Genomic DNA, 25,751 nt, shown 5'->3' with positions numbered 1-25,751 from the left:
TATGAGCGGGTCGCTTTTACAAGAATACGAAATAATGCAAAATCCTGCAATTGGAGCTAATGCAATTTGGGCATTTGCTCAGGGTTTCATATCCTATCCACAAGAGAAGCATGAGCATTTAACATTGTGGCACATATTTACTATACTTCCTTTAGTATTTCATGGCACCAGCCGAAAAGTAATAATAAAGAGGCGGGAGTCGTCTGGGCTTCGCTCTATACTTGACCGTGAACCCTCTATTTCATTAGCACAAAATGAAGCTATATTTAATCTTGAAAATCGTATAATGTCAATGGAGAAAAGAACTCTTCGTTCTCTAAATCTGGCTATAGCTTGTAATCTAGTCACACTTGAGAATGGGAACTTCACCTCTAGAAGTAACTTCAAGCTTCCAAAAAATGTTCAAGCGGAGACTAAAGCTGTATTAAAGGCAGCAAATAAACTAGGAATTTGGGCAGGAAATATGTCCATTTTTGAATATTTGACTATATTAGGAGTGGAGCCTAATAAATGAATTTTACAATATTGAAGATTATTATTTGGCCAAAGGATAGTAATAAAAATGTTCGTCTCCTTAACTTCAAGGAAGGTGCAATAAATTATATAACAGGTTCGAGTCGTAGTGGTAAATCGGCGATCATCGAAATTATTGATTATTGCTTAGGGTCAGGTGGTTGTTCTATTCCCAAGATCGGACCTATTAGAAATAATTCTTCTTGGTATGGGATATTAATCAGCACGGATGAGGGAGAAAAGCTATTTGCACGTAGAGACCCAGGCAAACAAAAATCAACTGGTGACTATATGATAAATGAAGGGATAAAAGTTGGTATTCCAGAAAGTCCCCAAAAAAATGCAAACCGCGATTTTGCTAAGAGCATATTAGAAAGATTGGCAAGGTTACCTCAATCTGATTCGGACTTTGATAACACAGGTAGTGGGTTCAAGGGCAGAGCTTCTATTTCAGATATGACAGCTTTTATTTTTCAACCTCAGAGAATAGTTGCTAACAATGAAACTATGTTTTTCGAAGGGGATATTGAAGAGCATGCAAGAAAATTAAGAGAAATATTCCCCTTAGTATTAGGAGTGGTTAATTCTGAAACCCTCATCAAACAGCATAGATTACGAGAGGTTAGACGTTTAATTGATCGGAAACAAAGGCAATTGGAATCTTTAAAAATAAGTATTGAAAATTTTTCGGGAGAAGTACGGGCTAGATATTTGGTGGGGATACAATATGGTTTATTGCCCTCAATACGTGTTGAAGAAACAGACACAAAAATCTTGTTTGAAAGACTCAAAGATATAATAATCTCTTGGAAAAAGAGCTCGTTTTATATGAATGAAGATAATGAAAATTTGAATGCTGGTAGACTTTCATGGCTTCGTGAAAGAGAAATTCATCTTCACTCAGAGCTTACAACATTAAGAGTTAGACTAACTCAGTTAAAGGAGCTTTCACTCGCAAGAGGGAATTCAGAAGTAAATATTGCCAGGAAAAGAGATCGGCTTTCATCTACGTCTTGGTTAACTGAGAGAATAAGTCAAAACCATTCTTGTCCTTTATGTGGAAGTAGTAGTGAAAATCCAACCAATGAACTTAAAAATCTGATTGAATCCACTCAAAAAGTAGAAGCGCAGTGGAAGTCTATTACACTTGTTCCACCGATGCTAGACGCAGAAGAAGTAGACATTCGAAAACAAATCACCAACAAAGAGTTAGAAATTAAACAAGTTAGATCTGAACGTGATTATTTACAAGTGGAAACTGAAGAGATGAAAGCAACAAGAGAGCAAATTGCAATGTTCGTTGGTAGGACTGCCGAGTTTATTAATCTTCACGATTCCCTCACTGATGAAGGAGAATTAGCTAATGATATTTCTCAATTAAAAGCAGAAGAGGAAGAGTTAGTTTCCACTGTAGACTTTGAAACTTTTGTGCAAAGGAAAGAAGCAGCGCTATATAAGTTTACAAGGTTTGCAGGTCATTATGGTTCAATCTTAGATTTAGAGACAGGTGACGACCTAATCCAACTTGATACCAATAAATTAACTATTCGTGTTATCAATGAAAAAGGTGATACTGTGTGGCTTAGAGAAATTGGAAGTGGTGCCAACTGGCTTGGATATCATATAGCGACTATGTTAGCATTACATGAGCTTTTTATAAGTCAAAATATCCCTTATGTTCCTAGTCTATTAGTCATTGATCAACCAAGCCAGACTCATTTTCCAGATAATACAGAAAAAGATTCGGAAAAAGAAGAATTGCAAGCTGTAAATAAAGTCTTCAAAGCCTTATCTTCAGGTATAGAAAGAACAAATGGTGCTCTTCAAGTTATTGTTAGTGAGCATGCTGGACAAAGTGTAGTCGAAGGACTCGATAATGTTCACCTTGTTGAAAGGTGGAGAAAAGGCCGTAAGTTAATACCTTGGCATTGGAGTAAAATAATGCCTGAAAATTTAATAGGTAAAAACGCTAACTATGCAGCTGAAGATTTACTTGGATCACACATTGAGCCTTCAATAAAAAAGATAGTAGGTCATGAAGAAGCTAAATTTACAATTGAAGAAGCTGAATTTGATAAAAATGGTATTGCCTTTAAAGTTAAAGCATTTCCCTTAGATACTCCTCCTATTTATATTGAGGCCCATATTGACTTTGATTTACTCGTAGAATTGGCTTAGCCAAAAGAATTAACCTAAGAATCCCGTTTTACGTCTAAATAGCTCGTAAATATTAGGATAATAGAGTGGTATACAGATTATTAATTTTTAGAGAGTTTATGGAAAAAAATAAAATTAAGTGATACTTAATGAGGAGGGGCTATATGGTGAGAGAGGTGTAATTTTCGGATGTTTTAATAGTGAAAATGCACTATAAAATATTTATACATATCAATATCCTGTAAAACAGTAAATTAAAGTTAACATTAATAAGTTACTTAGAGAGTGAATAAAGTCATTTATTGGGAGATATTAAAATGAATGTTCAAGAATACAATCAAAATGATCTAGTCATTAATGAAATTATTAATGAATATAATTTAAGGCTTCAAAAGCTATCCGAAGACCAAAATATCAATGAGGATGATAGATTTAATTACGCACGCGCAATAAATGGTGGGAATTTTGCATGCGCTTATTATATTACTAATAACGAAGCTAAAAAGTATATTGCTCATAGTGGATTTAACCGAAAAGACAAATTCAAGTATCTAGATATATTTAAAGATAAATATATAATTGGGTATCGTCCCGAGCTTATTGGTCGTACAAATGCCTTTAAAACAAAAGTCTTAAATGATATTTGTAGTGAAAGTTCTGAAAACTGGAATCGATGGGATGACACTGAATCAAAAATATTAGAACAAATATCTTTTGAAAACACAGAGGAATTTAACCATTCAATTATTCTTTGGACTAAGAGGTATCCCTGTCCAAGTTGTAGATGTGTTATTATCGAGTTTGAGAAAAAATATAACGTCGATATAACAGTCTATTATGAAAAGAGATATAATAATAATCCCTGCGATAAAGGTGGTGGCTGCGATGATAATTAATTTTTATGGTGATCGAGATCAAAATGATGAAGACTATCGAAAATTTAAATACTTGGTAGCTGATATTTATCAAGAATGTATCGACAGTGGCTATACTAGGGATGGTGCTGCAGGTAAAACGAAATATGAGGTTGAACCTATGGCAACTAAACCAGTTAGCAAAATAATACTCTATATAGAATTATGCTATTATTTTGCAGAACAAGACCTGCAGAACTCATTTGAAATTGTTTATGAAAAACTAAAGAATATTAATTCTAAAGTGAGTATTCGTGAACTACCTGTGAAGATCAATATAAGTGAAAAATATAGAGATGAAATGGATGTAAAAGTAAGATTAATTATCAAATATCTGAAAGCAAACTTTCATTATGATGATAGAGATTCTGCATAAGAAGTATTTACAATGTCTACTTCTTGGATATTATTGAACAAGAAAGAGTGAACCTAACAAACAGGTTCACTCTTTTTCCTTAACCAAGTTTTTGAATAGGATGCTGTGCTTCCATCCTACCCCTTATTTTACTAAGAACATATATAATAGAGGTCATTATAAAACAACTAAACCCCGGCGACCACCCATCCGGAATCCCCAAATAAATCACCATACCAATCACTAAAACGTACAACGCCTCCCGATTAAAATTCGACTGCCCACTCGCCAGCCGAACAAGCGCACTCTCAGAAATTCTTCCTTTCCGAATAACCAAATAATCAGCCACCACAATAGCCGATATCGGAATGATCAGGATCCCAAGATAAGAAATATACTCCTGCGCATTATAAACCAGCTGCGGAAACGAACTTAAAATGATTCCAGCAACACTGAACAATAGTGCACTTTGAATCCGTGAAAGGGAAGGCAGTGCATTAAGCAAACTATATCCCCCTGTATACGCATTACTAAGATTAATCGAAATCATCGAAACCATCGCACAAGCCGTTATCACCAATAGAAACAGGCTTGAATCAGTAAGCTGCCCAGCTGCCACGAATGGATTCAGATCTTTGAACAAGCTGGCACTCAATCCTCCAAGGAGGGCGGTCATCATGAATCCGACGACGTTTCCTCCGTATAGTCCCCAGAATCCGTGGCGGTCGCTTTTGCTGTAGCGGGTGATGTCGGATGACGCGCTGACGCCTGAGATGTATTGGACGAAGACGAGGCTTGAGTAGAATAGGAACGTACCGATGGAGAATGGTTCCTGGCCTTGGCTTAGTGTTGTAAGGGAATCGGCACCTTTTGTTAGGAACAGGTAAAGGATAATTCCCTGGCCGATCACGAGGATCGGGATGAATAGTTTGGTCGCTTTTTTGACGGCTTCGAAGCCGATGAGGGCTAGAAGGGTCATGATGATGGCGAGTCCGATGGCGACCGGGATGAATGGTATGGTGTAGGGTGTTACTTTTTCCACCATGGAGATGATGACGAAGGTTCCTCCGATAGTTTGGACGCTGAACCAGTAGAGGGACGTCAGTGACCGGATGGGGGATGCGATGAGCATCGACAGCCGGGTTCCGATGATGGACCGCAGGACGTATTGAGCGGGCAGGCCGTAGCGGGAGCCCGGTAGTGACAGGAATGATACGAATAGGAAGGCGACGCTTGCTCCGAGTACGGTGGCAAGGAACGCTGCCTGAAAGGATAGTCCGCCTTCAAGGACGGCCAGAGCCGGGATGAGGAAGTTTCCTGCGTTTACGGAGAAGGCGAGCTGTATGATGAAGTATTCGATCCATGTGGTGGATTTTAATTCAGCAGGGACCTTTTCAAGTCCGAGTCTTTCGATCATGGGTTGTTTCATGAAAAAGTCTCCTTTGGGTATACTAAGATGCATGGTTTCTATTTTAAAGAATTTTTGGAAAAAAGCGAAGAAATAATCATTATATTTTTTAAAGAAAAATAGAGATATTTCCTTATTTATTTGTTAGAATGTAAGTGCTTACAGGGGTGAGTAATTGCCCTTCGCTATTATATATGAATAGTGTTATATTTAGGAAGTAAATGCTCCAAGGAGCAATAGTGCATTTAGGAGGTTGGCTTAGTATGCGTATTGGTGTACCAACGGAAATTAAAAATAATGAAAATCGGGTGGCTATGACTCCCGCAGGTGTTGTGAATCTGGTTCTTTTTGGACATGAGGTTTACATCGAATCAGGAGCTGGATTAGGCTCAGGATTTACAGACGAAGATTACGTAGCAGCAGGTGGACACATCGTTGATTCTGCAGCGGAAGCATGGTCCATGGAAATGGTCATGAAAGTTAAAGAGCCACTTCCAAGTGAGTACTCTTATTTCCGTGAGGGACTTATCTTATTTACATATTTACATCTTGCTCCAGAACCTGAATTAACGAAAGCGTTAATCGATAATAAAGTGATCGGAATCGCGTACGAAACGGTTGAACTGAATCGTGCCCTTCCATTATTGACTCCGATGAGTGAAGTGGCTGGACGTATGGCGACTCAAATCGGTGCACAGTTCTTAGAGAAGATCCACGGTGGTAAAGGTGTATTACTTTCAGGTGTACCAGGGGTTCGCCGCAGTAAAGTAACGATCATCGGTGGAGGAGTTGCCGGTACGAACGCAGCGAAAATGGCTGTCGGACTTGGTGCCAACGTAACCATCCTTGATCTTAACCCGGATCGCCTTCGTCAGCTTGATGATATCTTCGGTAGCGACGTAACGACGCTTATGTCTAACCCGCTGAATATCGAACAAGCTGTAAGAGAAGCGGACCTTGTCATCGGAGCTGTTCTGATTCCGGGAGCGAAAGCACCTAAATTGGTAACAGAAGACATGATCAAAGCGATGACGCCTGGTTCAGTTGTAGTCGATATCGCCATCGACCAAGGTGGAATCTTCGAAACAACGGACCGCATCACGACTCATGACGATCCAACTTACGTGAAGCATGGCGTTGTACACTATGCCGTTGCCAACATGCCTGGTGCCGTACCTCGTACGTCTACCATCGCACTGACAAACGTAACAGTACCTTACGCGGTTCAAATCGCAAACAAAGGCTACAAAAAAGCGTGCTTAGACAACGAAGCTTTATTAAAAGGTATTAACACATTGAATGGATATGTTACTTACCAAGCAGTAGCTGAAGCACACGCTGTAGACTACTCAGATACAAGAACACAATTAGAGCAACAATAACACCACGAAGCCGACTGCATGCAGTCGGCTTTCTTATGTAAATATAGGAGAGATTATGAAGGCCTCCGTGTTATGTACTTATGGTGATTGGAGTGCAAAACTTTACATTAAAAATAGAAGTATACAGAAAAAGCCACATCCTAAAATGTGGCCTTTTCTGTATTTTTTATTCTATTCGAGATTAGCATGTTTCCCATACATTTTAGTAGAATCCAATCCCTTTTTCTCCATGAAGCGCAGAATGATGGCATCATAAAATAACAACATCGTTTGCTCAAAAAGAGAGCCCATTGGTTGGATCGTTTTGTAATCACCTTCGGACTGGTCTTTCGTTACTCCTGGTAATGTAACGGTCAGATCAGCTAATTCTCCAATGGTTGAATCAGAAGATATGGTTATTGCTGCGACGGTACCTCCCAAGCTTTTTGCTTTTTCAGCAATGGCCACTAACGTTTTGGTTTCTCCTGAGCCTGATCCAATGATTAATAGATCATCCTTTTCTAAGTTGGCTGTTACTGTTTCCCCAACGACATAGGCATCAATCCCCATGTGCATCATACGCATCACAAAAGATTTCCCCATCAATCCAGATCTGCCCGCACCAGCCACAAAGATTTTCTTGGATTCTAGAATCAGGTTTACTAATTTCTCTGCCTCTTCATCAGAGATTAAGTGCACTGTTTGTCTTAATTCTTCAACGACTTTGGCTAAATATTGAGTAGACTTCATCGTTTCATTACCCTTGGTGAATTAATTCCTGCATTTCACGTGCAGTCGCTCGTTTATCTTCTTTGCTTGTAATCCCGCCACCTACAATGATGAGGTCAGGCTGTTCTTTAATAACTTCAGGTAGTGTTTCTAATTTGATTCCACCGGCAATTGCCGTTTTGGCATTTTTCACAACGCTTTTGATCGTGTGTAGATCTTCAAAGGAATTTTTTCCTACAGCTTGCAGATCATAACCTGTGTGTACACAGATATAATCGGCACCAAGTTCGTCCAATTCCTTCGCACGGGCGGCAACGTCTTTCACGGCGATCATATCAACAAGGATTTGTTTACCTTGTTTTCGGGCTTCTTCTACTGCGCCTTTGATTGACTCGTCTTCTGCCGTTCCAAGAATCGTAATGATGTCAGCACCTGCAGCAGAGGCTTGGCTTACTTCATATCCAGCTGCATCCATAATTTTCAAGTCCGCTAATACGGTTAAGTCAGGGAATGCTGCTTTTACTTCTTTCACTGCTTTAAGGCCTTCATTGATCACCACAGGTGTACCAATTTCTACAACATCAATATACTCTTCTACCTCTTTTACTAATGCAATGGCTCCTGGAATATCCACAAGATCTAATGCTAATTGTAATTTCATTTATATTCGCTCCTTCTAGAGAATTTTATTGGTTGTGCTAAGTGGTTAGTTGTAAATGTTTCTATATTAAAAGTTATTTACTCACTAGCATGCTGTTTAGTATACTCAGTATGTAATTGAATTTAAAGTACGCACATTTACCGCATATAGTGATAAAAAGTATACTAATGGATGATTAAAGGAGAGTTGAGGCAAATGCCAAATTTAGGAGAAAAAAATTTCAACTGTGAAAAAGAATTAACCCTCGCCGTAATCGGTGGTAAATGGAAAATGTTGATTTTATGGCATCTAGGCAAGGAAGGAACAAAACGATTTGGAGAATTAAAATCTCTTATGCCGGGTATCACTCAAAGAATGCTTGTCAACCAATTAAGAGAACTTGAAGATCATTTAATCGTGCACCGGGAAGTGTATCCTGTCGTCCCGCCTAAAGTCGAATACTCACTCACCGAGCATGGGGAAAGACTGTTGCCAATCTTAGAGGGTATGTATGAATGGGGCAAAGATTATGTCGAGAATATACTGGAAAAGGAAACGGATGATCAATCAGCGGTAAAATAGATAGTCTTTCTAACCAAGGGTTAACCTTGGTTTTTTTTTACTGTTTTATATGAGTAGAGACAACAACTTAATTGCTACTACTCGCTTATTTTTATAAAATTAGGGTATAACATAAAATAGCATACGAGAGTAAGAAAAATAGATAAGTTTATTTGGAGGAGATGCAAAATGAAGATTTCATATCATGGACATTCAGTAGTGAAAATTGAAACAAACGGTAAAACGATCCTGATTGATCCGTTCATCAACGGAAACGAACTGACAGATCTTAAAGTCGATGACGAGAAACCTGATGTCATCATCCTTACACACGGTCACAATGATCACGTAGGTGACACCGTCGAGTTAGCGAAGAAAAACGATTCATTAGTTATCGCCAACCACGAACTGGCTACTTACCTAAGCTGGCAACTAGTGAAAACTCATCCGATGCATGTCGGAGGAGCTTATGAGTTTGACTTCGGGAAAGTGAAACTAACTCAGGCGTTCCACGGATCCGGTCTGATCACAGACGGCAATGAAATCATCTACATGGGTATGCCAGCAGGCGTTCTCTTAATGATTGAAGGAAAAACCATCTTCCATGCAGGGGATACCGGATTATTTTCCGACATGAAACTAATAGGGGAACGTCATCCGATTGACCTTGCCTTCCTTCCAATCGGGGATAACTTCACAATGGGACCAGAGGACGCGGCGACGGCAGCAAGCTTCTTAAAAGCGAAGAAAGTCGTGCCGATCCACTATGACACATTCCCGCCGATCAAGCAGGATCCGCATAAATTCATCGACATGCTCGAGGATTCTGAAGGACAGGTCATGAAGGCCGGAGACGTAATCGAATACTAATAAGAAAAGGATGGTGCATTTGCATCACCCTTTTTCTCATGTTTACACAATATCCTCCACTCCCTCGCATATACATGATACAAGCCCAGAGAGGAGGAAGAACGCATGAAACAACGATATATCCTATGCTTACTCGTAACAGGAGCACTCATCTACTACGGAGCTCCCCGCATGTCCATTTTCGCTGAAGGCCTTCAAGGCACCTTTGCCATAGGCTGGCTCATCCTCGCCACATTCGTCGCAGCAGGAAATCTCGCAGCCCTGCTTTATACACCTAAAGGAACAAGTAAGGGTAAGAAGTTGAAATCGAAGCCGGTACGGAAAGTGAGATCGAGATCATTTGGATAAGTTTTTATAAAGGTTAGTTTGTTAATGGTTCTTTAGAAGCGAACCGCTAAGTTGATTGGAGCGGAAATCAACCAGCACTTTCTACTTTAGAAGAGACAAAGTTCACTAAATTAACGGGGCTTACACCAAAGTAAGCCCCGATTAAATTGAAACACCACGCTTTTCACATTATAATAAACATATAAACCAGGACGTTATAAAGAAGGGTGAAAAGCATTGGCTACTAAACACGAACAAATACTAGACTACATAGATACCTTACCAGTCGGTGAAAAAATCTCCGTCCGCCAAATTGCAAAAGCATTGACAGTAAGCGAAGGAACGGCATACAGAGCGATCAAGGATGCCGAAACCAAAGGATACGTCAGCACCATCGAGCGCGTCGGGACGATCCGGATCGAACAAAAGAAGAAAGATAATATCGAAAAGCTCACCTATGCAGAAGTGGTCAACATCATTGATGGACAAGTATTGGGTGGAAGAACGGGATTACATAAAATGCTCAATAAGTTCGTCATTGGAGCAATGAAGCTTGAAGCCATGATGAGATACACGGAAGCGGGGAATCTGTTGATCATCGGGAACAGGACCCAGGCCCATGAACATGCACTGAGAGCCGGGGCTGCCGTACTGATCACCGGTGGATTCGATACAGAAGATCATGTCAAGAAGCTCGCAGACGAACTGGAACTTCCAATCATCTCCACTTCCTACGACACCTTTACAGTGGCCACCATGATCAACAGGGCCATCTATGATCAGCTCATCAAAAAGGAAATCATATTAGTAGAAGATATTTTAACAAAAGCGGATGACACGGCTTACCTGCATATCAATGATACGTTGGAAGAATGGTACGAAAAGAATCAGTATACGTTCCACAGCCGTTTCCCGGTTGTAGATAACAACCTGAAAGTGCATGGGATGGTCACCTCGAAAGACGTCATGGGGCAGGAGAAGTATACGGGGATCGATAAGATCATGACGAAGCAGCCGATCACCGTCAGCCCCAATACAAGCGTAGCCTCAGCCGCTCATATTATGATCTGGGAAGGGATCGAATTACTTCCCGTCGTCAATGAACAGAACAGGCTCCAGGGGATCATCAGCCGTCAGGACGTATTGAAGGCACTGCAAATGATCCAAAGGCAGCCACAGGTTGGGGAAACGATCGATGATCTGATCAGTAACGCAGTGGAAGCTGCAGCTGAAAAGAAGGGCGATAAAGAGGTCTACCAATTCGCCGTGACGCCTCAGATGACGACGGGTATCGGGACGATCTCATATGGGGTTTTCACTACATTAATGACCGAAGCGGCCAATAGAGCGTTGAAGCCCTACAAAAAAGGTGATATCGTCATCGAAAACATGACTATCTATTTCATCAAGCCCGTCCAAATGGAGAGCATGCTCGAAATTCACCCGAAAGTGCTCGACGTCGGAAGGAAATTTGGTAAAGTGGATGTAGAAGTATATTGTGAAGGCGTAATGGTCGGGAAATCCCTGATGATTTGCCAGCTGATTGATCGACATTAAGGGAGTTTTTGGATAAACAAAAGCTATGTAATCAAAAAAAAGACCGGATGAACATCCAGTCTTTTGTCGCATTATTGCTTATCCAATTCCTTCGCTTCCCTTTGAGCATAAGGAAGCACGTGCTTGTACAGCTTATACCCAGCCCAGCAGCTCCCAAGTCCAATCAGGATAAAAAGACCGCCGATGAAATACGTCAGCGTTCCAGGAAATAAAAATAGCTGATTGATCCCAAACAGGGCAACAAATAGCCCGAGTGCGATGCTTGCCTTAGCCGATAGCCATTTCTTTTCCATTGGTCGATTCGTCCGGACCTGTCTGATTTTATAAAAGACATAAAAGGTGAATGCTACGACAATCAGTAGTGCGAGAAAATACATAGTTTTGTCCTCCATCGTTGACTTCTCTCGCTACTATTTTACAGATATCAGGACAGAATGCCAAATAAAAAATCCACTACAAAGGAGATTCCCATGAAAGAACAAATACTGGACCTCATCAAACAATATGAAACGATCATTGTACAAAGACATGTCCGCCCGGATCCTGATGCATACGGATCCCAAGGGGGACTTGTGGAAATGCTGAAAACGTCCTTTCCGGATAAAAAGATCTATGCCGTCGGGAAAGAAGATGCAAGCCTTCATTATTTAAAACGCCTGGATGTCATTGATGACCATGTGTTCGAAGGAGCGTTAATCATCGTTTGCGATACGGCGAATGAAGAACGGATCTGTGACAGTCGTTATAAGTTAGGGGATAAGCTCGTGAAAATTGATCATCACCCCAATGAAGATGCATACGGAGACTATTTATGGATCGATACATCTGCAAGCTCAGTAAGCGAAATGATCTATGAATTTTACTTGTTCGGTAAGGATAAAGGATTAACACTGTCTGATGAAGGCGCAAGACTTTTATTTGCCGGGATTGTCGGAGATACAGGAAGATTCCTTTATCCAAGTACAACCCAGAATACGTTTGATATCGCAGGCGAATTGATTCGCTTCGATTTTGACCGTAATGAACTATTCAACAAAATGTACGAGATCGATGCCAATGTCATCAAGCTGCACGGATTCGTCCTTCAGAACTTTGAAATGGATGGGGACGGCTGTGCAAGCATGGTCATGACGAAAGAAATACTGGAAGAGCACCAGGTCATTCCTTCAGAAGCTTCTTTACTGGTCAGCACATTGGGGAACGTAAAAGGCATCAAAGCGTGGGTTTTCTTCATTGAAGAAAGTGATCAAATCAGGGTCCGTCTGCGTTCAAAAGGACCAGTCATCAACACCATCGCCAAAAAATACAACGGCGGCGGGCATCCACTGGCAGCAGGAGCTTCGATTTATTCATGGGAAGAGAAAGAAAAAGTGATGAGCGATTTGAGAGACGTGTGCAGAAATCATAGGTAAGTTTTGGTGGAGCCGGCGGATGCCGGCTTCTTCTGTTTTGGGTAAATGAGTTAGTTTGATGTATATTGAAATCATGACCACCACATAGCTTGAATGTTTACGAAGAGGAGAGTGACAGATGGAACATAACGTATTTGAAGAGATGGCTAAAAGATACGATACAGAAGATAGAATTGAATTAGCTAAAGTAATCGTTAAGGAAGTAAAACAGGAATTACAAGATAGTAAATCAAAATCTCTGATCGACTACGGAAGTGGTACCGGGCTAGTCAGCTTAGCATTGCCAGACTATGTTGGATGTTGCGAAAGCGAAAATCTCTCAAAAAGGGATCACCAACGCTGATGTCCTTTATTCCGATTTTACACAAGGAACTCATGAACTTAAGGTAGACATCGTGTTAATGTCACTCGTCCTTCTTCATATTCCAGATATAAAAAACATCTTACAAGAGCTGTACAACATCCTGAATGATGGCGGCAAGCTCATTATTGTTGATTTTGACAAAAACGACCGTGTCTACCATCCGAAGGTTCACAACGGGTTTGACCATGAAGAACTGAAAGAGAGACTATCTGATGCGGGATTTAAGTCGACTGAAATCAAGACATTCCATCATGGACATCGCATCTTTATGAATGAGGATGCCTCGATGTTTTTATCGAGTAGTATAAAATAATTCAACATCTTTATATAAGGGAACGAACATCAGGTGAACGGAAGATGTCCCGTAGATTGTAATACCTGAATAAATAAGTAGTAAGAGCCGGCGGATGCCGGCTCTTTTTCATTCACTGAATCGAGCAGATAGGAAACCTCCATCTGAAAATAGGCTTATGCATCAGTAACAATACCCAGCAAAATGACATAAATTGTTTGGGAGTGTTCACATTTATAGTGAATGAACCTATATGACAGAAATTTTTCTTAGAGAGCTCAATTGTTTTTAGTCGGGAGAGACTGTGGGTAACTTTTTTAGGAGGTAATGAAGAAGATGAATAATTTTCATAATGAACTTCAACATTTGAATGTAGGTGATTTCCAGGCGACACAGCCCGTTTCCTGGGATCAAAACATGTATGATCCGAATGACGAACGGCTTTTCCTAGGATTTGGAGGCTGTTTTGGCTTTGGTTTCTCATGTTTCTTTAGCTGTTTTGGCTGCGGCGGATGCTTCCGTTGCGGAGGCTGCGGAAGATGTGGCGGATGTGGCCGGTGTGGCGGTTGCGGCAGATGTGGACGCTGCGGTCGTTAATCAGCTTTTAGAATATCGTTTTCAAAATGGATCCCTGTATGAGTTCATGCAGGGTTCTTTCTTTTATACATAAGGGACAAATTGAGACTCATACGATGGTAATGACAGCCAAAATACAAGAGATTAGCGGGGGTAAGGAGGAGCACTATGGGAAAATTGGACCCTTCTATGCGTTTAAAAGTGAAAAGGGATACGTTTTACCTCCCCGAACCGAACAGCGGTGTTTACTTCAGGAATAATCTATGCTCTTTCCGTATGGAAGGAAACGGGATTGATCAATGGGTTGAGAAGCTGCTGCCGATGTTCAACGGGGAGTACTCCCTTGAGTATTTAACGAATGGGTTGCCTGGACCTTATCAAAACAGGGTCATGGAAATAGCAGAGGTACTGCATGGGAATGGATTTGTCCGGGATGTAAGCAGGGATCTGCCACACCAGCTGCCCCGGCATGCAGTGGACAAATTCGCCTCACAAATCGAATTTGTCGATAGCTTGGTTGATTCAGGGGCTGCGAGGTTTGAAACGTACCGCGGGGCCAATGTCCTGGCGGTGGGATCTGGTCCTTTTCTGACTTCTTTGGTTTCATCCCTCATCGAATCGGGATTGGCAAAGCTGCAGGTACTCGTGACCGACGAGGTACCTACGAACAGACGCCGGCTGATCGAGCTTGTGGACCATGCCCGTAAAACGGATCCGGAATTAGAGCTCACGGAAGTCCGATTCAGTGAAGGCGGGTGGCGGGAGACCGTGGAGCCTTTCGAATCGATTTTATATGTAAGTGAAAAAGAAAACCATGAGGAACTCGACCTCCTCCATGCGATTTGCAGGACGGATCACAAGCTGTTTATTCCGGCCATTTGTCACAAGGAGAAAGGAATGGCCGGACCCATCATCCATCCTGATACTGAGGCAGGGTGGGAATCTGCATGGAGGCGCATCCACACAACGGCCTTGCGGAAAGATGAAGGGTTATTTGCAGAGTCGGCGATCCCAGGAGCCATGCTTGCGAACATGATCGTCTTTGAATTATTCAAAGAGATAACAGGAGTGGCAAAAGCCGATCAGCGAAATCGGGTCTTTCTCCTGGATAAAGAGACTCTCGAAGGAAGCTGGCATTCCTTTTTACCACATCCGCTGGAGACAGGACGTTTAGCAGCTGAAGCTGTTCATGGCCTGGAGACGCGGCTGGAACAGGGGTCGGAAAGGTCTGATCCTGAAAAAATGCTGTATTTCTTCAGTCTGCTGACTTCAAAAGAGACTGGGGTTTTTCATGTGTGGGAGGAAGGGGATACGAAGCAGCTGCCACTCGCTCAATGCCGTGTCCAGCCCGTCGATGGACTGTCTGAGGGTCCGGCAGAAAGGCTTGATGAGGTGATCTGCAGTGGCTTGACCCATGCAGATGCACGTCGCGAAGCCGGACTAAAAGGAATTGAGGCATACGCTTCAAGGCTTGGCAGTTTGATCGTTCCTCAGACAGGTGATTATATGGGCATCGGAGCTGGAGCGACGTTTGCAGAATGTGTGGGACGCGGGCTTCATCAGTGCCTGAATGATGTGCTGCGAAAAAGAGAATCGGTTCAAAAAAGCACCATTACCCGTCTTGCATTAGATACGATGGAAGATGAAACATGCCGTTTTTATGTAAAAGCATTGACCACCATGGAAGGACAACCGGAAATCGGTGTAGGGGAGGATGTGGCTGGATTTCCCGTCGTCTATGTCCGGGGTAAGAAAGGCTGGTATGGGAATACCGGTTTTACCATCACCATGGCGCTGAGGAACTCTCTGCAACATGCACTCTTTCAAGCTCAGAACGGTACGGATGCTGTGGACGCAAACCCAGTTTTAGTTACTTTAGATGAACATAATGTGCAAAGAATAACGATCCCAGCCGGTGAAGACAGGATCCAGCCTGAAAACCTGAAAGAAGCAATCAACACCTTAAAGCGGAATCAAAAGCAGATAGTAGTGTACGAACTGAGTATGGAACTTGCTTTTAAACAGGAGCTCGCAGGTGTGTTTGGTGTGCTGCTGCGAGAGGAGGAAGTGCAATGAGTTCGTTCGTGGTCATTGTGGGGGAGGGAATGCTTTCGGACCGTGTATGTGCGCAAATTTCAGCCCGGTACCCCGTTTTCAGGCAAAAAAACGTAGAAAAAAGCATCCCCGCCAATACCGATTTGGTGCTGACACTGGATGATACATGGAATCCAGGCGTTCACCAGATGGCAGAAGAAGTAATGAGGGGGGCTCAGGTTCCGTGGCTGAGAGGCTTCGTTTCCTTTGGAGAAGGAGTCATCGGACCACTGGTACAGCCCGATACACCGGGATGCTCACAATGTGTAGATGTGAGACGTCTCCTTGGCGGAAAGGAACGACATGAGATGCGTGAAGTCCAAAGGAAACTCGCGGAAGACGGTGGAATGACGAAAGATCCGTGGGCTTCGAAAACCGGTATCTTGCACATGGCTCACATCATCACGTCAGAAGCTGTCAGGATCCTTGAGGGTGGCGAGGCACATTCAAAAGGACGGGTATGTCATACCGATTTGAGAACGTTGAACAGCTCCTGGCACTCCTTCGTTCCAGACTCGTTATGCCCGGTTTGCAGCGAGATCCCAGACGATTCGCCGGAGTTAGCTCATGTTTCCCTCAGGCCCAGCCCGAAAATCCGTGCAGACAGTTTCCGCTGTACACCCCTGGATGAGCTGAAAAATGTGCTGATAAACGATTATCTAGATAATCGGACCGGACTTTTTAACAGTAAAATGTATGACTTGGTGACGCCATTTGCCGATGCGAGCGTCAATATGCCAATGTTCTCCGGTGATGAGGGGACGGCGGGAAGGACCCAAGTCTATTCAGACAGCGAGCTGACCGCGATTCTTGAAGGCTTGGAGCGCCACTGCGGGTTGGAGCCCCGGGGCAAACGGACCGTCATCCATGACTGCTACCGGAACGTGGAGGATCATGCACTTGATCCCCTAAAGGTCGGCGTGCACACCGACGAACAGTACGCAACGCCAGGTTTCCCATTTGAAAAGTTCGACCCTGACAGGGAGATTGACTGGGTGTGGGGATATTCACTCATGGAAGAGCGGCCGATTCTCGTACCTGAGCTCCTTGCCTATTACAGTCTTGGTTGCGGCTCATCCGGTTTTGTTTATGAAACGTCCAATGGCTGTGCCCTTGGCGGGAGCAGGGAGGAAGCGATTTTCTACGGAATCATGGAGGTAGTCGAACGGGATTCATTCCTTATGACCTGGTATGCAGAGCTCAACCTGCCTCGTCTTGATCTCCCTACATCAGGGGACGAAGAGCTGCAGTTAATGATCGAACGGATGCGGGCGGTCGCAGGATATGATCTCTATTTGTATAACTCCACCATGGAGCACGGCATTCCAAGCGTCTTTGCGATGGCAAAGAACCGAAAGGATGAAGGATTGAACCTGATCCTCGCTGCAGGTGCCCATCTGGATCCGGTGAGAGCGGCGAAAAGCGCGATTCAGGAGCTAGCCGGGATGATGCTGAATCTCGATGAGAAATTGGAGAAGAACAAGGGGAAATATGAAAAAATGCTTTACGATGATTCCCTTGTAAGGCAGATGGATGATCACGGCATGCTGTACGGATTACCACAGGCTGAAGAACGATTCACATTTTTACAGGATGACAGCCGGTCCCTGCGAAGTTTCCAGGAAGAATTCGATTGGAGATCTGAACACAGCGATCTGACGGATGACCTGAAGGACATCCTTGAAAGATTCCGAAGCCGGGACCTTGACGTCATTGTCGTCGATCAAACCGCACCAGAACTTGAAAAGAACGGACTACACTGCGTAAAAGTCCTGATTCCGGGCATGCTTCCCATGACATTCGGGCATCACCTTACCCGACTGACAGGATTGGAAAGGGTCCTGAACGTCCCGGCGGAACTGGGATATAGGGACCGGCCATTGACATTTGATGAGCTCAATCAAAAACCGCATCCGTTTCCTTAAGGTACGAGGAGGTGAGGAGGATGAGTCTGGAAGAGTTTCTGCACAATCTGCAATTTGATATCAATCGGGCCAATCAGCCTAGCTGGGAAGTGGACTGGGACGATGCCCCCCTTCCCTATAAGTTGTACCGGGGATTGCAGGCGGTACCATTGTCTACAGAAGTACCGCTGTCACTCCCCGAGGGACAGCCGCCCTTACAACCCCCTTTGGAAAGGATCGGTCATTTTCTCTGGTACGTCTACGGCATCACCGGGGTAAGTCAGTCGGTACATCCCGATGAATATCAGGAAGAGGAGGATTACCCCATCCACTCGTATCGGCGGTTTGCTCCATCCGGAGGGGCATTGTATCCGAATGAATTATATCTCTATTTAAAGCTCAACGATTTGCCCCATGGAATCTACCATTATGACGCCGCCCACCACCGCCTCGTCCTACTCCGGGAAGGGAATTTCGATTCGTACTTAGAACGGGCACTCGGCAATCGCTGCGATATCTCATCATGTTTTGCTACGGCCTTCGTCTCCACAAGGTTTTGGAAAAACTTTTTTAAATACAACAACTTTTCCTACCGGCTGCAGGGACTGGATGCCGGTGTCGTAACGGGGCAGCTCTTGGAAACGGCCAAACGGTTCGGATTCGAGTCTGGGGTGTATGTTCAATTCCTCGATTCAGCAGTCAACCGTTTGCTTGGACTGAGTGAGGAAGAGGAAAACGTCTATGCCGTCATCCCGCTTTCCGTTACAGCAACGAATTGGGCTGGAACCGGGATGGGAAGGACAGTCACCGATGAGGAATTATGCGGCGAGCTGCCCGCACTACCTGTAGAACACTACGAAAGATCTGAAAAGGTTAGGGAGTTTCCTAGGTTACTAGCAGTGAATGAAGCTTCCAAAATACATTCAACAGGTGATTTTCATGTACTTGGAAAACAACCGGATTTTAGAACCGGTGAAAAAGAAATCCATCTGCCGGAGATCGAGTCCTATACGTATGATTTTGTTGAAGCATGCAAAAATCGCCATTCACCTGAAATGGATTTTGTCATGGAGAGAGTCAGTCAGGAACGGTTATCTACCTTACTCAAACTGGCTACCCATTCATACGCATTCAGAAGTGACATAGAGAACGTCTATGTCGGCAAAGAAAACCGTGTTTCGATTTATGGCTGTTTGTATAATGTAGAAGGCATTCCAAATGGGGCATACGCCTATGACAGTGACCGTCATTCCTTGCGGGAAATCGGAACAGGGGATTATCGCCTCCAGCTGCAATCAGGGCTGTCACTGGATAACGTCAATCTGCTTCAGGTGCCCCTATGCCTTCACATCATCGGAAACAAAAATCACTATCAGGACGCCCTTGGATACAGAGGCTACAGGATCATGCAAATGGAAGCGGGAATGCTTGTACAGCGCCTGCTATTGGCAACGTCAGCCGCCGGGTTTGGCGGACATCCCCTGCTTGGGTTTGATACGAAATTGACGGATGAAATTTACAAACTGGATTCAGAGGACAGGACTACCTTGATTCAGATCCCGATCGGACCTTATCGGGAGAAGGCTTGGATGAAGGGGAGTTTGTTGAGTTAAAAATGATTAAGGGCAGCCACGGGGACAGGTACATTGGCTCTTTAAATAGGAGCCGCGGTACCTGTCCCCGTGGTTCTTATGATAAGCAACTTTTTAGTTGCGTATATTTGACGTGCAACCCCATAGTTGCATATAATCAATATATGAATTGGGACAAAGACGCAATATTTAAAGCACTTAGCGATTCTACCCGACGGCTTATATTGGACGAGCTATCCGAACGTAACGAGCTGACGTTATATGAGCTTACGGCACGCCTCATTATGAAGCACAACCTCTCCATTTCACGACAAGCGATAGCTAAACACCTTTCTGCTTTGGAAGAGGCGGGGCTTGTCACATCAAAAAGAAAGGGGAAATATCGAGTACTTATCTTTCATAACGAACCACTGAGAAACTTACTGAAAGGTTGGGTAGAATAATTTTAAAGTACCTTAACCGGGATTAGAGATGGATGAAATGCTTTCTGATTGTTAGCAAAGCATGATGAGTTGCAGATAACATAGGAGGGGAAAATATGAGAATCATCGTTACAAGTATATTCGTAGAAGATCAAGATAAGGCATTAGAGTTTTATTCGGAAACGTTAGGTTTTGTGAAAAAGCATGACGTCCCTACAGGAGAACACAGATGGATAACGCTTGTTTCTCCAGATGAACAAGAGGGAACTGAGCTTTTACTCGAACCGAATGAACACCCGGCGGCAAAAGAGTATCAACAAAAGTTATTTGAGGACGGCATACCCGTCACAATGTTTGGCGTTTCGGATATTCACAAAGAGTATAAACGATTAGTTGAAAAAGACGTGCAGTTCACTATGGAACCAACAAAAATGGGCGAAATCACAATAGCCGTTTTCAACGATACTTGCGGCAACCTTATTCAGATCATTCAGCAGTAATATGGGCAACCATGCAACTGAAATGAAAGAGAAATTTGTTCGGTAAATGATCAATTGAGGTCTCTTCGCAAAGATATTCACGAAAAATATTCTTTATGTGACTCGTTAGGTGGGATGAAAATGGATAATCAAATCAAGTTGGAATTTGAAAAATCAAAATCAGGCGATAAAGATGAGCGTTATGAAGCTTATCAAAAGATTCTAGCTGTAACGGATCAAAAAGTGGATTGGGCCTATGAAGTATGGGATCAACTAGTAGAGGATTTAACCCATAAGGATAACCATCAACGTTCCCGGGCTGCACAATACTTGGCTAATCTAGCTAAAAGCGATCCAGAGATGAGAATGATGGAAGATTTCCCTAGGTTGTGGGAAGTAACAAAAGATGAAAAGTTTGTTACAGCCAGACACAGCCTCCAATCAATTTGGAAGGTGGGAGCTGCTGGTACACCGCAAAAAGAAATGGTGATGGAACATATGGCTGAACGTTTTAAAAATGGAACAGACGAAAAAAATTTCACTTTAATTCGTAATGACATCCTTCAAAACATGAAAAATTTATATGACCATTTTAATGCTGAGAGCATCAAACAAACGGCTTTAGAATTGATCGATACGGTTGATGACAAAAAGTACGAAAAAAAATATATGGCTATATGGAAGTAGTCAAACTATTTCAAGGTTTTGAAGCTGAAGATAGGAGTGTCTTCAGCTTTTAATTTATTAATGTGTGATAGAGCGGGGACGGTTCCCGCTCTACTTTTTTATTTTTATTGGAAAACGGGGGCCAGGATGAGAACCGTACCCAGTATCCTGATTTAAACGTATATTACCGCTTTTCATTCTGCTCTCAATTTTTTTAAAGAGGTCAGCATATGGTTAATGTCTTCATGGGATACACGGAAAAATTCCGCTTAATTCGTCATTATAAGATTAAAAAGCTGAAATAGAAGGAAAAATTCCGCCTATTGATCCAAAAAATACAATAACGGATGATTTTTCTATGCTTAAGCGGAAAACCTCCGCTTATTTACCCTAAAACAACTTTCATTCTGAATGTAAGCGGAAAATCTCCGCTTATTTTACTTTTTCGAAACGGCTTGTACCTGTGCCCATAGCGTTTAGTTGATGATCAGTTTGTGGTTTGTAGCTTTCACGTCTTTACAAAACAATAACTTTCTATTAAAAATGGGTCAAAACTGCTGTGCTACCTTGAAGATGACAAAAGCACAGGGAGGTTTTCCATGTCTTTAAGTAAATTGATGTTGGCAGCAATTGCAGCTGGGGTTTTCTTCATCGGATCATCATTTGCGTCATCTTCCACCGACCCTGGAGAGTATATTTCTGTGCAGCTTCTGGGAGTCAATGATTTTCATGGCCAGCTGGAAACGGTTCGAACAAGGAATGGAAAGCAGGTAGGCGGTGCTGAATACTTGGCTGCCTATTTAAAAAAGCAACGGCAGGAAAACGAAAATACCCTGTTGGTCCATTCAGGTGACATGGTTGGTGCAAGCTCACCTGTGTCATCTCTTATGCAGGATGAACCTGCCGTCGAATGGATGAACGAAGTCGGATTTGACATCGGGACTTTAGGAAATCATGAGTTCGATGAAGGAACGGAGGAGATGTTCAGGCTCCTTGATGGCGGCAAACATGAGAAAACGGGCAACTTTGAAGGGGCGGCTTTTCCTTACACAGCTGCCAATGTCATCGATAAAAAGACAGGGAAATCCATTTTACCACCATATTTGATCAAAGAAGTCGATGGGGTGCCCATCGGGTTTATCGGAGTTGTTACGACAGAAACGAAAGATATCGTCCTGCCAAGCGGGATTGAAGGTATTAAATTCACGGATGAAGTCACTGCCATCAATCAAAGCGTAAAAGAATTGAAGGCAAAAGGAGTTCGGTCCATCGTCGTCCTCGGGCATGTTTCCGCCTCTTCAAACGAAGACGGAACAAATCCTGCCCAAGACGCCGCTGAATTTGCCCCCCGCATCGATGATGAAGTAGACATCATCTTCGGCGGACACAGTCACGGCTTTGCCAATGCGTCAGTTGATGGGAAATTGATTGTTCAATCGTACTCATATGGAACAGCCTTTTCTGACGTAGATCTCCTGATCGACCGTGAGACGAAGGAAATTGTCAATAAGCAAGCATCCATCCAATCCACATATCACGATGGAATCGAGCCAGATAAAAAAATTAAAAGGATGGTCGATTCTTATTCCGCAGACAAACAGATGATGCTGGGCCAGAAAATGGGTCAGGCTGAAGCCTCCATCACGAAGGAAAAAACCGCCAGCGGGGAGCGGTCGATTGGAAATCTTATCGCAGATTCACACCGGGAGAATATGAATGCCGACATCGCATTCATGAATCCGGGTGGAATCCGGGCGAACCTGGAAGAGGGTGAACTTACGTGGGGAGAACTATACACCATGCTTCCGTTTGGCACCAACCTGGTCAAACTATCATTGACCGGCGCCGAGATAAAAGAAGCACTGGAACAGCAGTGGACAGGGGATTTTCAAACCATCATGCAGACATCGGGGCTCGACTACACCTACGATAAAGACGCACCACCTGGCCAAAAAGTCGTTGCCATGACCGATAGAGATGGAAACGCCATTCAGCCGGACCAGACATATACCGTAGCCCTCACCAATTATCTTGCAACCGGCGGAGACGGGTTCACTGCTTTTAAAAAAGGCAAGGATTCTGTAGAAGGTCCGCCGACATTGGACTCCTTCATTACCTATATCATTGAATCTGGCGGAAGCATAGCACCGCCTGAGACAGATCGGATCAAGGTACAGTAGATGAAAAACAGTAGAGCGGGAACAGGTCGCGCTCTACTGTTTTTATTTTGGTGCCACGGGGACAGGTCCATTGGCTCCTTGAGTAGGAGTCGTTACCTGTACCCGTGGCTTTCATACATGAACCAGTGATACCCCTAATAAGATATAGTATGAGTACATTTCAGGGGGAGGTCACATGGAGAACACAATCATAAGGAATGTCAGAGTGTTTATCGCAAGTCCCTTTTTCAGTAAGGAACAAGTCGACCGGGTACAAAGGCTTGAACAATCTCTCATGCAGAATCCATATGTATCAGAAATCTTCTCCGCACGATTTCATCAATACGAACATCTTGAATTTGGATCAAAAGAATGGAGGCGGAAAGTGTTCCGAAACGATCTAAGAAATTTAAGGCGTTCCGATGTCCTGGTGGGAATCCGCGATTACGAAGGCAAGTATGTGGACAGCGGAACAGCATTTGAAATCGGGTACGCCTACTCCCTGCAAAAGCCGATCCTACTGATTAATGAAAAAAATTCAGTCATGAATTTAATGATGGCTGATAGTTTACACGCTTACTTTACGAAGGTGGAAGAACTGGCGACGTACGATTTCCATCGAATGCCGAAAGCTCCGTATGAGGGGCCGGTGATATGATAAAACCTTTTCCCGTCGCTCCTTTAATATGGAACGGAGCGATCTTCATTTGAAGAAATCCGGAGGAAAGTCCTTGTTTTAGATGTTATTCATTGTCAGTTTTTCACTGGCGTATATTATCCGGATAGTAAAATAGGAAACTCTCAGTGAATTTGTTAGTTGAGTTGATAGTAAATGAGCTTATCCAGAAGCGGATGGGCTTTTTTTATCTGAAGTTTTCCTTGAGTAAGTTTCGTGGATTTGAAATAATTGGAATTGAGACGGTGTTGAACCAATAAGAGGTCACGCAGACTATTTATAGTCAATGTTCAATTACTAAGAAAAAATGTAACTCTTATTCTATAAGGAGGCAAAAACTGTAGATCCAGCCGGGACAGTCCGACCAGCTATTTTTATTCAGCAATCGGGAATAGGAGTGATGCCAATGTACCCTAACAAACAAAATAAAAATCAACAGCTCAAAAAGGTGCAAGGAGTGTACAGAAAGAAGAGGCGCGAAAAAACAGAAGTTAAAGAATACAAGATTGGAACCATTGGAAGCATCGTTGTAACCATATGCCTTATTGTGTTCCTCATCTTTTTTATCATGAGTATGTTGTTTGATATGGGTGTGTCGGTACCAGAAATATTCGGGAGATGAAATCCCATTCACCTATCCCAGTAAAGGGGTAGGTTATTTGAAGAAGGGACCACGTGTGTAGTAATGGAGAACAGACTCATAAATGTAAATTAAAAGTGAGGTTTTAATGAATCGATTAAGGAGAAAATTTAATGATTACAAGAAAGATGTCAAAGTTACACTTAGTTCAGTTTGAAAAGAAAGACATCCCAGGTTTAATTGAACTGTCTAAATCAGTTGGATGGGATTATGATCTACACGAGATTGGTACAGTGATGTCTTCAGGCAAAGTATTCGGCCATAAGAATACTGAGGGTGAAATTGTTTCAAGTGCAGCCATAGTCCCTTATGAAACGAGTTTTGCCTCTATTGGTATGGTCATAGTCAAGGAAGAACATAGAGGATTGGGATTAGGAAAAGAAGCGACGCAACAATGTATGAATTCCCTTTCAAGCGACGTTGCGATCATGCTCATTTCGACTGAAGACGGAAAGCCTCTCTATGAAAAAATGGGGTTTCAAATTGTTGACCGTGTGCACAAGTACATATGCGATACTTATTCACCTTCTAATCTAACCAATACAACAGTTACCATTGAACATTTTAATGAAAGCGACTTACATAAGATAATTGAGTTGGATGAAGCGGCTTTTGGGGATAAAAGAAGCAATTTCCTTAAACATAGAATCAATCAATCCGAGGCATGTTTAGTCGTAAAAGATAAAATTGGGGATATCATAGGTTTTGGATTATCCATAGTAGGACCTGTCAATCTTATAATAGGTCCCATTGTGGCACCGGATGCTAGGGTTGCATCTATGATTTTAGATAAGCTGGCTATAGGACATCAAGGCAAATTAAGGATCGATATGCCATCAGGAAATGAAGTATTTATGGAAGCCGTTGAGAAATGCGGGTTTGTAAATGTGAGTAATCCACCCATTATGATGTTTAATTCCACTAAGATGCCCCAGAGAAATGGTGAATTATTTGGAATTGCTGCTCAGGTATTCGGGTAAGAGAAACGCTGTATGTAGTCAGCTTTTTTATTTTCGATTATCGTGCAGTTCAGCAGAAGAAGTAAGCTTATATTTGATAGTTGGCCGAATGAGGGGATAGATG

Annotated in this window: 25 protein-coding genes and 1 pseudogene; 22 read left to right on the top strand and 4 right to left on the bottom strand. The window is 42.9% G+C overall.

The genetic code is table 11. From position 1 onward, the window contains the following. Position 1: 1 nt before the first annotated feature. The 4 genes from TV75_RS13755 to TV75_RS13740 all read left to right on the top strand — a co-directional run bounded on the left by TV75_RS13755 (position 2) and on the right by TV75_RS13740 (position 3,960). Positions 2 to 514, top strand: coding sequence for a three component ABC system middle component (locus tag TV75_RS13755; RefSeq protein ID WP_044339365.1), 513 nt, complete (start codon positions 2 to 4; stop codon positions 512 to 514). Beyond that, the gene (locus TV75_RS13750; RefSeq protein ID WP_044339364.1) at positions 511 to 2,691 is read left to right on the top strand and encodes a DUF3732 domain-containing protein; all 2,181 of its coding nucleotides are present in this window, start codon (positions 511 to 513) and stop codon (positions 2,689 to 2,691) included. Before TV75_RS13755 ends, TV75_RS13750 begins: the two co-directional genes overlap by 4 nt. A gap of 296 nt (positions 2,692 to 2,987) precedes the next feature. Continuing rightward, positions 2,988 to 3,566 carry a deaminase domain-containing protein gene (locus TV75_RS13745; protein ID WP_044339363.1) on the top strand — a complete coding sequence of 193 codons (579 nt, stop codon included), beginning with the start codon at positions 2,988 to 2,990 and terminating at the stop codon, positions 3,564 to 3,566. Next, positions 3,556 to 3,960 (top strand): hypothetical protein, encoded by a 405-nt coding sequence (locus TV75_RS13740; RefSeq protein WP_044339362.1) that lies wholly within the window; start codon positions 3,556 to 3,558, stop codon positions 3,958 to 3,960. The genes TV75_RS13745 and TV75_RS13740 overlap by 11 nt, the downstream gene beginning before the upstream one ends. A 79-nt stretch (positions 3,961 to 4,039) precedes the next feature. Here the strand turns inward: TV75_RS13740 and TV75_RS13735 are convergent, their stop codons facing one another. After that, the gene (locus TV75_RS13735) at positions 4,040 to 5,368 is read right to left on the bottom strand and encodes a purine-cytosine permease family protein (protein WP_044339361.1); all 1,329 of its coding nucleotides are present in this window, start codon (positions 5,366 to 5,368) and stop codon (positions 4,040 to 4,042) included. A 242-nt stretch (positions 5,369 to 5,610) separates the two neighbouring features. Between TV75_RS13735 and ald the strand changes: the two genes are divergently transcribed. Then, positions 5,611 to 6,729, top strand: coding sequence for an alanine dehydrogenase (gene ald / locus TV75_RS13730; protein ID WP_044339360.1), 1,119 nt, complete (start codon positions 5,611 to 5,613; stop codon positions 6,727 to 6,729). A gap of 171 nt (positions 6,730 to 6,900) precedes the next feature. On the opposite strand, the gene hxlB is transcribed toward ald, so the two are convergent. Both hxlB and hxlA read right to left on the bottom strand, forming a co-directional pair. Further along, a complete protein-coding gene (hxlB, locus tag TV75_RS13725) occupies positions 6,901 to 7,458 on the bottom strand; it encodes a 6-phospho-3-hexuloisomerase (RefSeq protein WP_044339359.1) in 558 nt (185 codons plus the stop codon). 7 nt (positions 7,459 to 7,465) lie between these two features. Further along, positions 7,466 to 8,098: a 3-hexulose-6-phosphate synthase gene (gene hxlA, locus TV75_RS13720; RefSeq protein WP_044339358.1), complete on the bottom strand. Its 633-nt coding sequence runs from the start codon at positions 8,096 to 8,098 to the stop codon at positions 7,466 to 7,468. Positions 8,099 to 8,293: 195 nt separating this feature from the next. On the opposite strand from hxlA, the gene TV75_RS13715 reads away from it, so the two are divergent. The 4 genes from TV75_RS13715 to TV75_RS13700 all read left to right on the top strand — a co-directional run bounded on the left by TV75_RS13715 (position 8,294) and on the right by TV75_RS13700 (position 11,392). Then, positions 8,294 to 8,659, top strand: a complete 366-nt coding sequence (locus TV75_RS13715) for a winged helix-turn-helix transcriptional regulator (protein ID WP_044339357.1) — start codon at positions 8,294 to 8,296, stop codon at positions 8,657 to 8,659. Positions 8,660 to 8,827: 168 nt separating this feature from the next. Beyond that, on the top strand, positions 8,828 to 9,508 hold the full coding sequence (locus TV75_RS13710; protein ID WP_044339356.1) for a metal-dependent hydrolase: 681 nt from the start codon (positions 8,828 to 8,830) through the stop codon (positions 9,506 to 9,508). Between the two features lie 105 nt (positions 9,509 to 9,613). Continuing rightward, positions 9,614 to 9,856, top strand: coding sequence for a hypothetical protein (locus TV75_RS13705; RefSeq protein ID WP_044339355.1), 243 nt, complete (start codon positions 9,614 to 9,616; stop codon positions 9,854 to 9,856). A 216-nt stretch (positions 9,857 to 10,072) separates the two neighbouring features. Next, positions 10,073 to 11,392: a DRTGG domain-containing protein gene (locus TV75_RS13700; RefSeq protein WP_044339354.1), complete on the top strand. Its 1,320-nt coding sequence runs from the start codon at positions 10,073 to 10,075 to the stop codon at positions 11,390 to 11,392. 71 nt (positions 11,393 to 11,463) lie between these two features. Here the strand turns inward: TV75_RS13700 and TV75_RS13695 are convergent, their stop codons facing one another. Further along, positions 11,464 to 11,769, bottom strand: a complete 306-nt coding sequence (locus TV75_RS13695; protein ID WP_044339353.1) for a YtpI family protein — start codon at positions 11,767 to 11,769, stop codon at positions 11,464 to 11,466. Between the two features lie 93 nt (positions 11,770 to 11,862). Here TV75_RS13695 and TV75_RS13690 point away from each other — a divergent pair, with 93 nt between their 5' ends. The 13 genes and pseudogenes from TV75_RS13690 to TV75_RS13630 all read left to right on the top strand — a co-directional run bounded on the left by TV75_RS13690 (position 11,863) and on the right by TV75_RS13630 (position 25,648). Beyond that, entirely contained in the window at positions 11,863 to 12,804 is a 942-nt protein-coding gene (locus TV75_RS13690; RefSeq protein ID WP_044339352.1) for a DHH family phosphoesterase, read from the top strand. Between the two features lie 118 nt (positions 12,805 to 12,922). Beyond that, positions 12,923 to 13,481: pseudogene (locus TV75_RS13685) on the top strand (class I SAM-dependent methyltransferase). Between the two features lie 306 nt (positions 13,482 to 13,787). Next, positions 13,788 to 14,057: a heterocycloanthracin/sonorensin family bacteriocin gene (locus TV75_RS21555; RefSeq protein WP_367379317.1), complete on the top strand. Its 270-nt coding sequence runs from the start codon at positions 13,788 to 13,790 to the stop codon at positions 14,055 to 14,057. A gap of 147 nt (positions 14,058 to 14,204) precedes the next feature. Then, complete coding sequence (locus TV75_RS13675) at positions 14,205 to 16,112, top strand: putative thiazole-containing bacteriocin maturation protein (protein ID WP_044339350.1); 1,908 nt, start codon at positions 14,205 to 14,207, stop codon at positions 16,110 to 16,112. After that, on the top strand, positions 16,109 to 18,055 hold the full coding sequence (locus tag TV75_RS13670; protein WP_044339349.1) for a TOMM precursor leader peptide-binding protein: 1,947 nt from the start codon (positions 16,109 to 16,111) through the stop codon (positions 18,053 to 18,055). Before TV75_RS13675 ends, TV75_RS13670 begins: the two co-directional genes overlap by 4 nt. Positions 18,056 to 18,075: 20 nt before the next feature. Then, positions 18,076 to 19,647 carry a SagB family peptide dehydrogenase gene (locus TV75_RS13665; protein WP_044339348.1) on the top strand — a complete coding sequence of 524 codons (1,572 nt, stop codon included), beginning with the start codon at positions 18,076 to 18,078 and terminating at the stop codon, positions 19,645 to 19,647. Between the two features lie 143 nt (positions 19,648 to 19,790). Beyond that, a complete protein-coding gene (locus tag TV75_RS13660; protein WP_044339464.1) occupies positions 19,791 to 20,069 on the top strand; it encodes an ArsR/SmtB family transcription factor in 279 nt (92 codons plus the stop codon). Between the two features lie 95 nt (positions 20,070 to 20,164). Then, a complete protein-coding gene (locus TV75_RS13655) occupies positions 20,165 to 20,548 on the top strand; it encodes a VOC family protein (RefSeq protein WP_044339347.1) in 384 nt (127 codons plus the stop codon). 120 nt (positions 20,549 to 20,668) lie between these two features. After that, positions 20,669 to 21,214, top strand: coding sequence for a hypothetical protein (locus tag TV75_RS13650; RefSeq protein ID WP_044339346.1), 546 nt, complete (start codon positions 20,669 to 20,671; stop codon positions 21,212 to 21,214). Positions 21,215 to 21,792: 578 nt separating this feature from the next. Then, the gene (locus TV75_RS13645) at positions 21,793 to 23,373 is read left to right on the top strand and encodes a bifunctional metallophosphatase/5'-nucleotidase (RefSeq protein WP_044339345.1); all 1,581 of its coding nucleotides are present in this window, start codon (positions 21,793 to 21,795) and stop codon (positions 23,371 to 23,373) included. 175 nt (positions 23,374 to 23,548) lie between these two features. Beyond that, positions 23,549 to 24,010, top strand: coding sequence for a nucleoside 2-deoxyribosyltransferase (locus TV75_RS13640; RefSeq protein WP_044339344.1), 462 nt, complete (start codon positions 23,549 to 23,551; stop codon positions 24,008 to 24,010). Positions 24,011 to 24,434: 424 nt separating this feature from the next. Then, the gene (locus tag TV75_RS13635; RefSeq protein ID WP_044339343.1) at positions 24,435 to 24,650 is read left to right on the top strand and encodes a hypothetical protein; all 216 of its coding nucleotides are present in this window, start codon (positions 24,435 to 24,437) and stop codon (positions 24,648 to 24,650) included. A gap of 131 nt (positions 24,651 to 24,781) precedes the next feature. After that, positions 24,782 to 25,648 carry a GNAT family N-acetyltransferase gene (locus TV75_RS13630; RefSeq protein WP_172655768.1) on the top strand — a complete coding sequence of 289 codons (867 nt, stop codon included), beginning with the start codon at positions 24,782 to 24,784 and terminating at the stop codon, positions 25,646 to 25,648. Positions 25,649 to 25,751 lie beyond the last annotated feature (103 nt).

This window comes from Rossellomorea aquimaris, from assembly GCF_000935355.1.
Classification (GTDB): Bacteria; Bacillota; Bacilli; order Bacillales; family Bacillaceae_B; genus Rossellomorea; species Rossellomorea aquimaris_B.
Note: the sequence above shows the minus strand (reverse complement) of the source record. Positions and strands in the feature narration are given on the sequence as shown.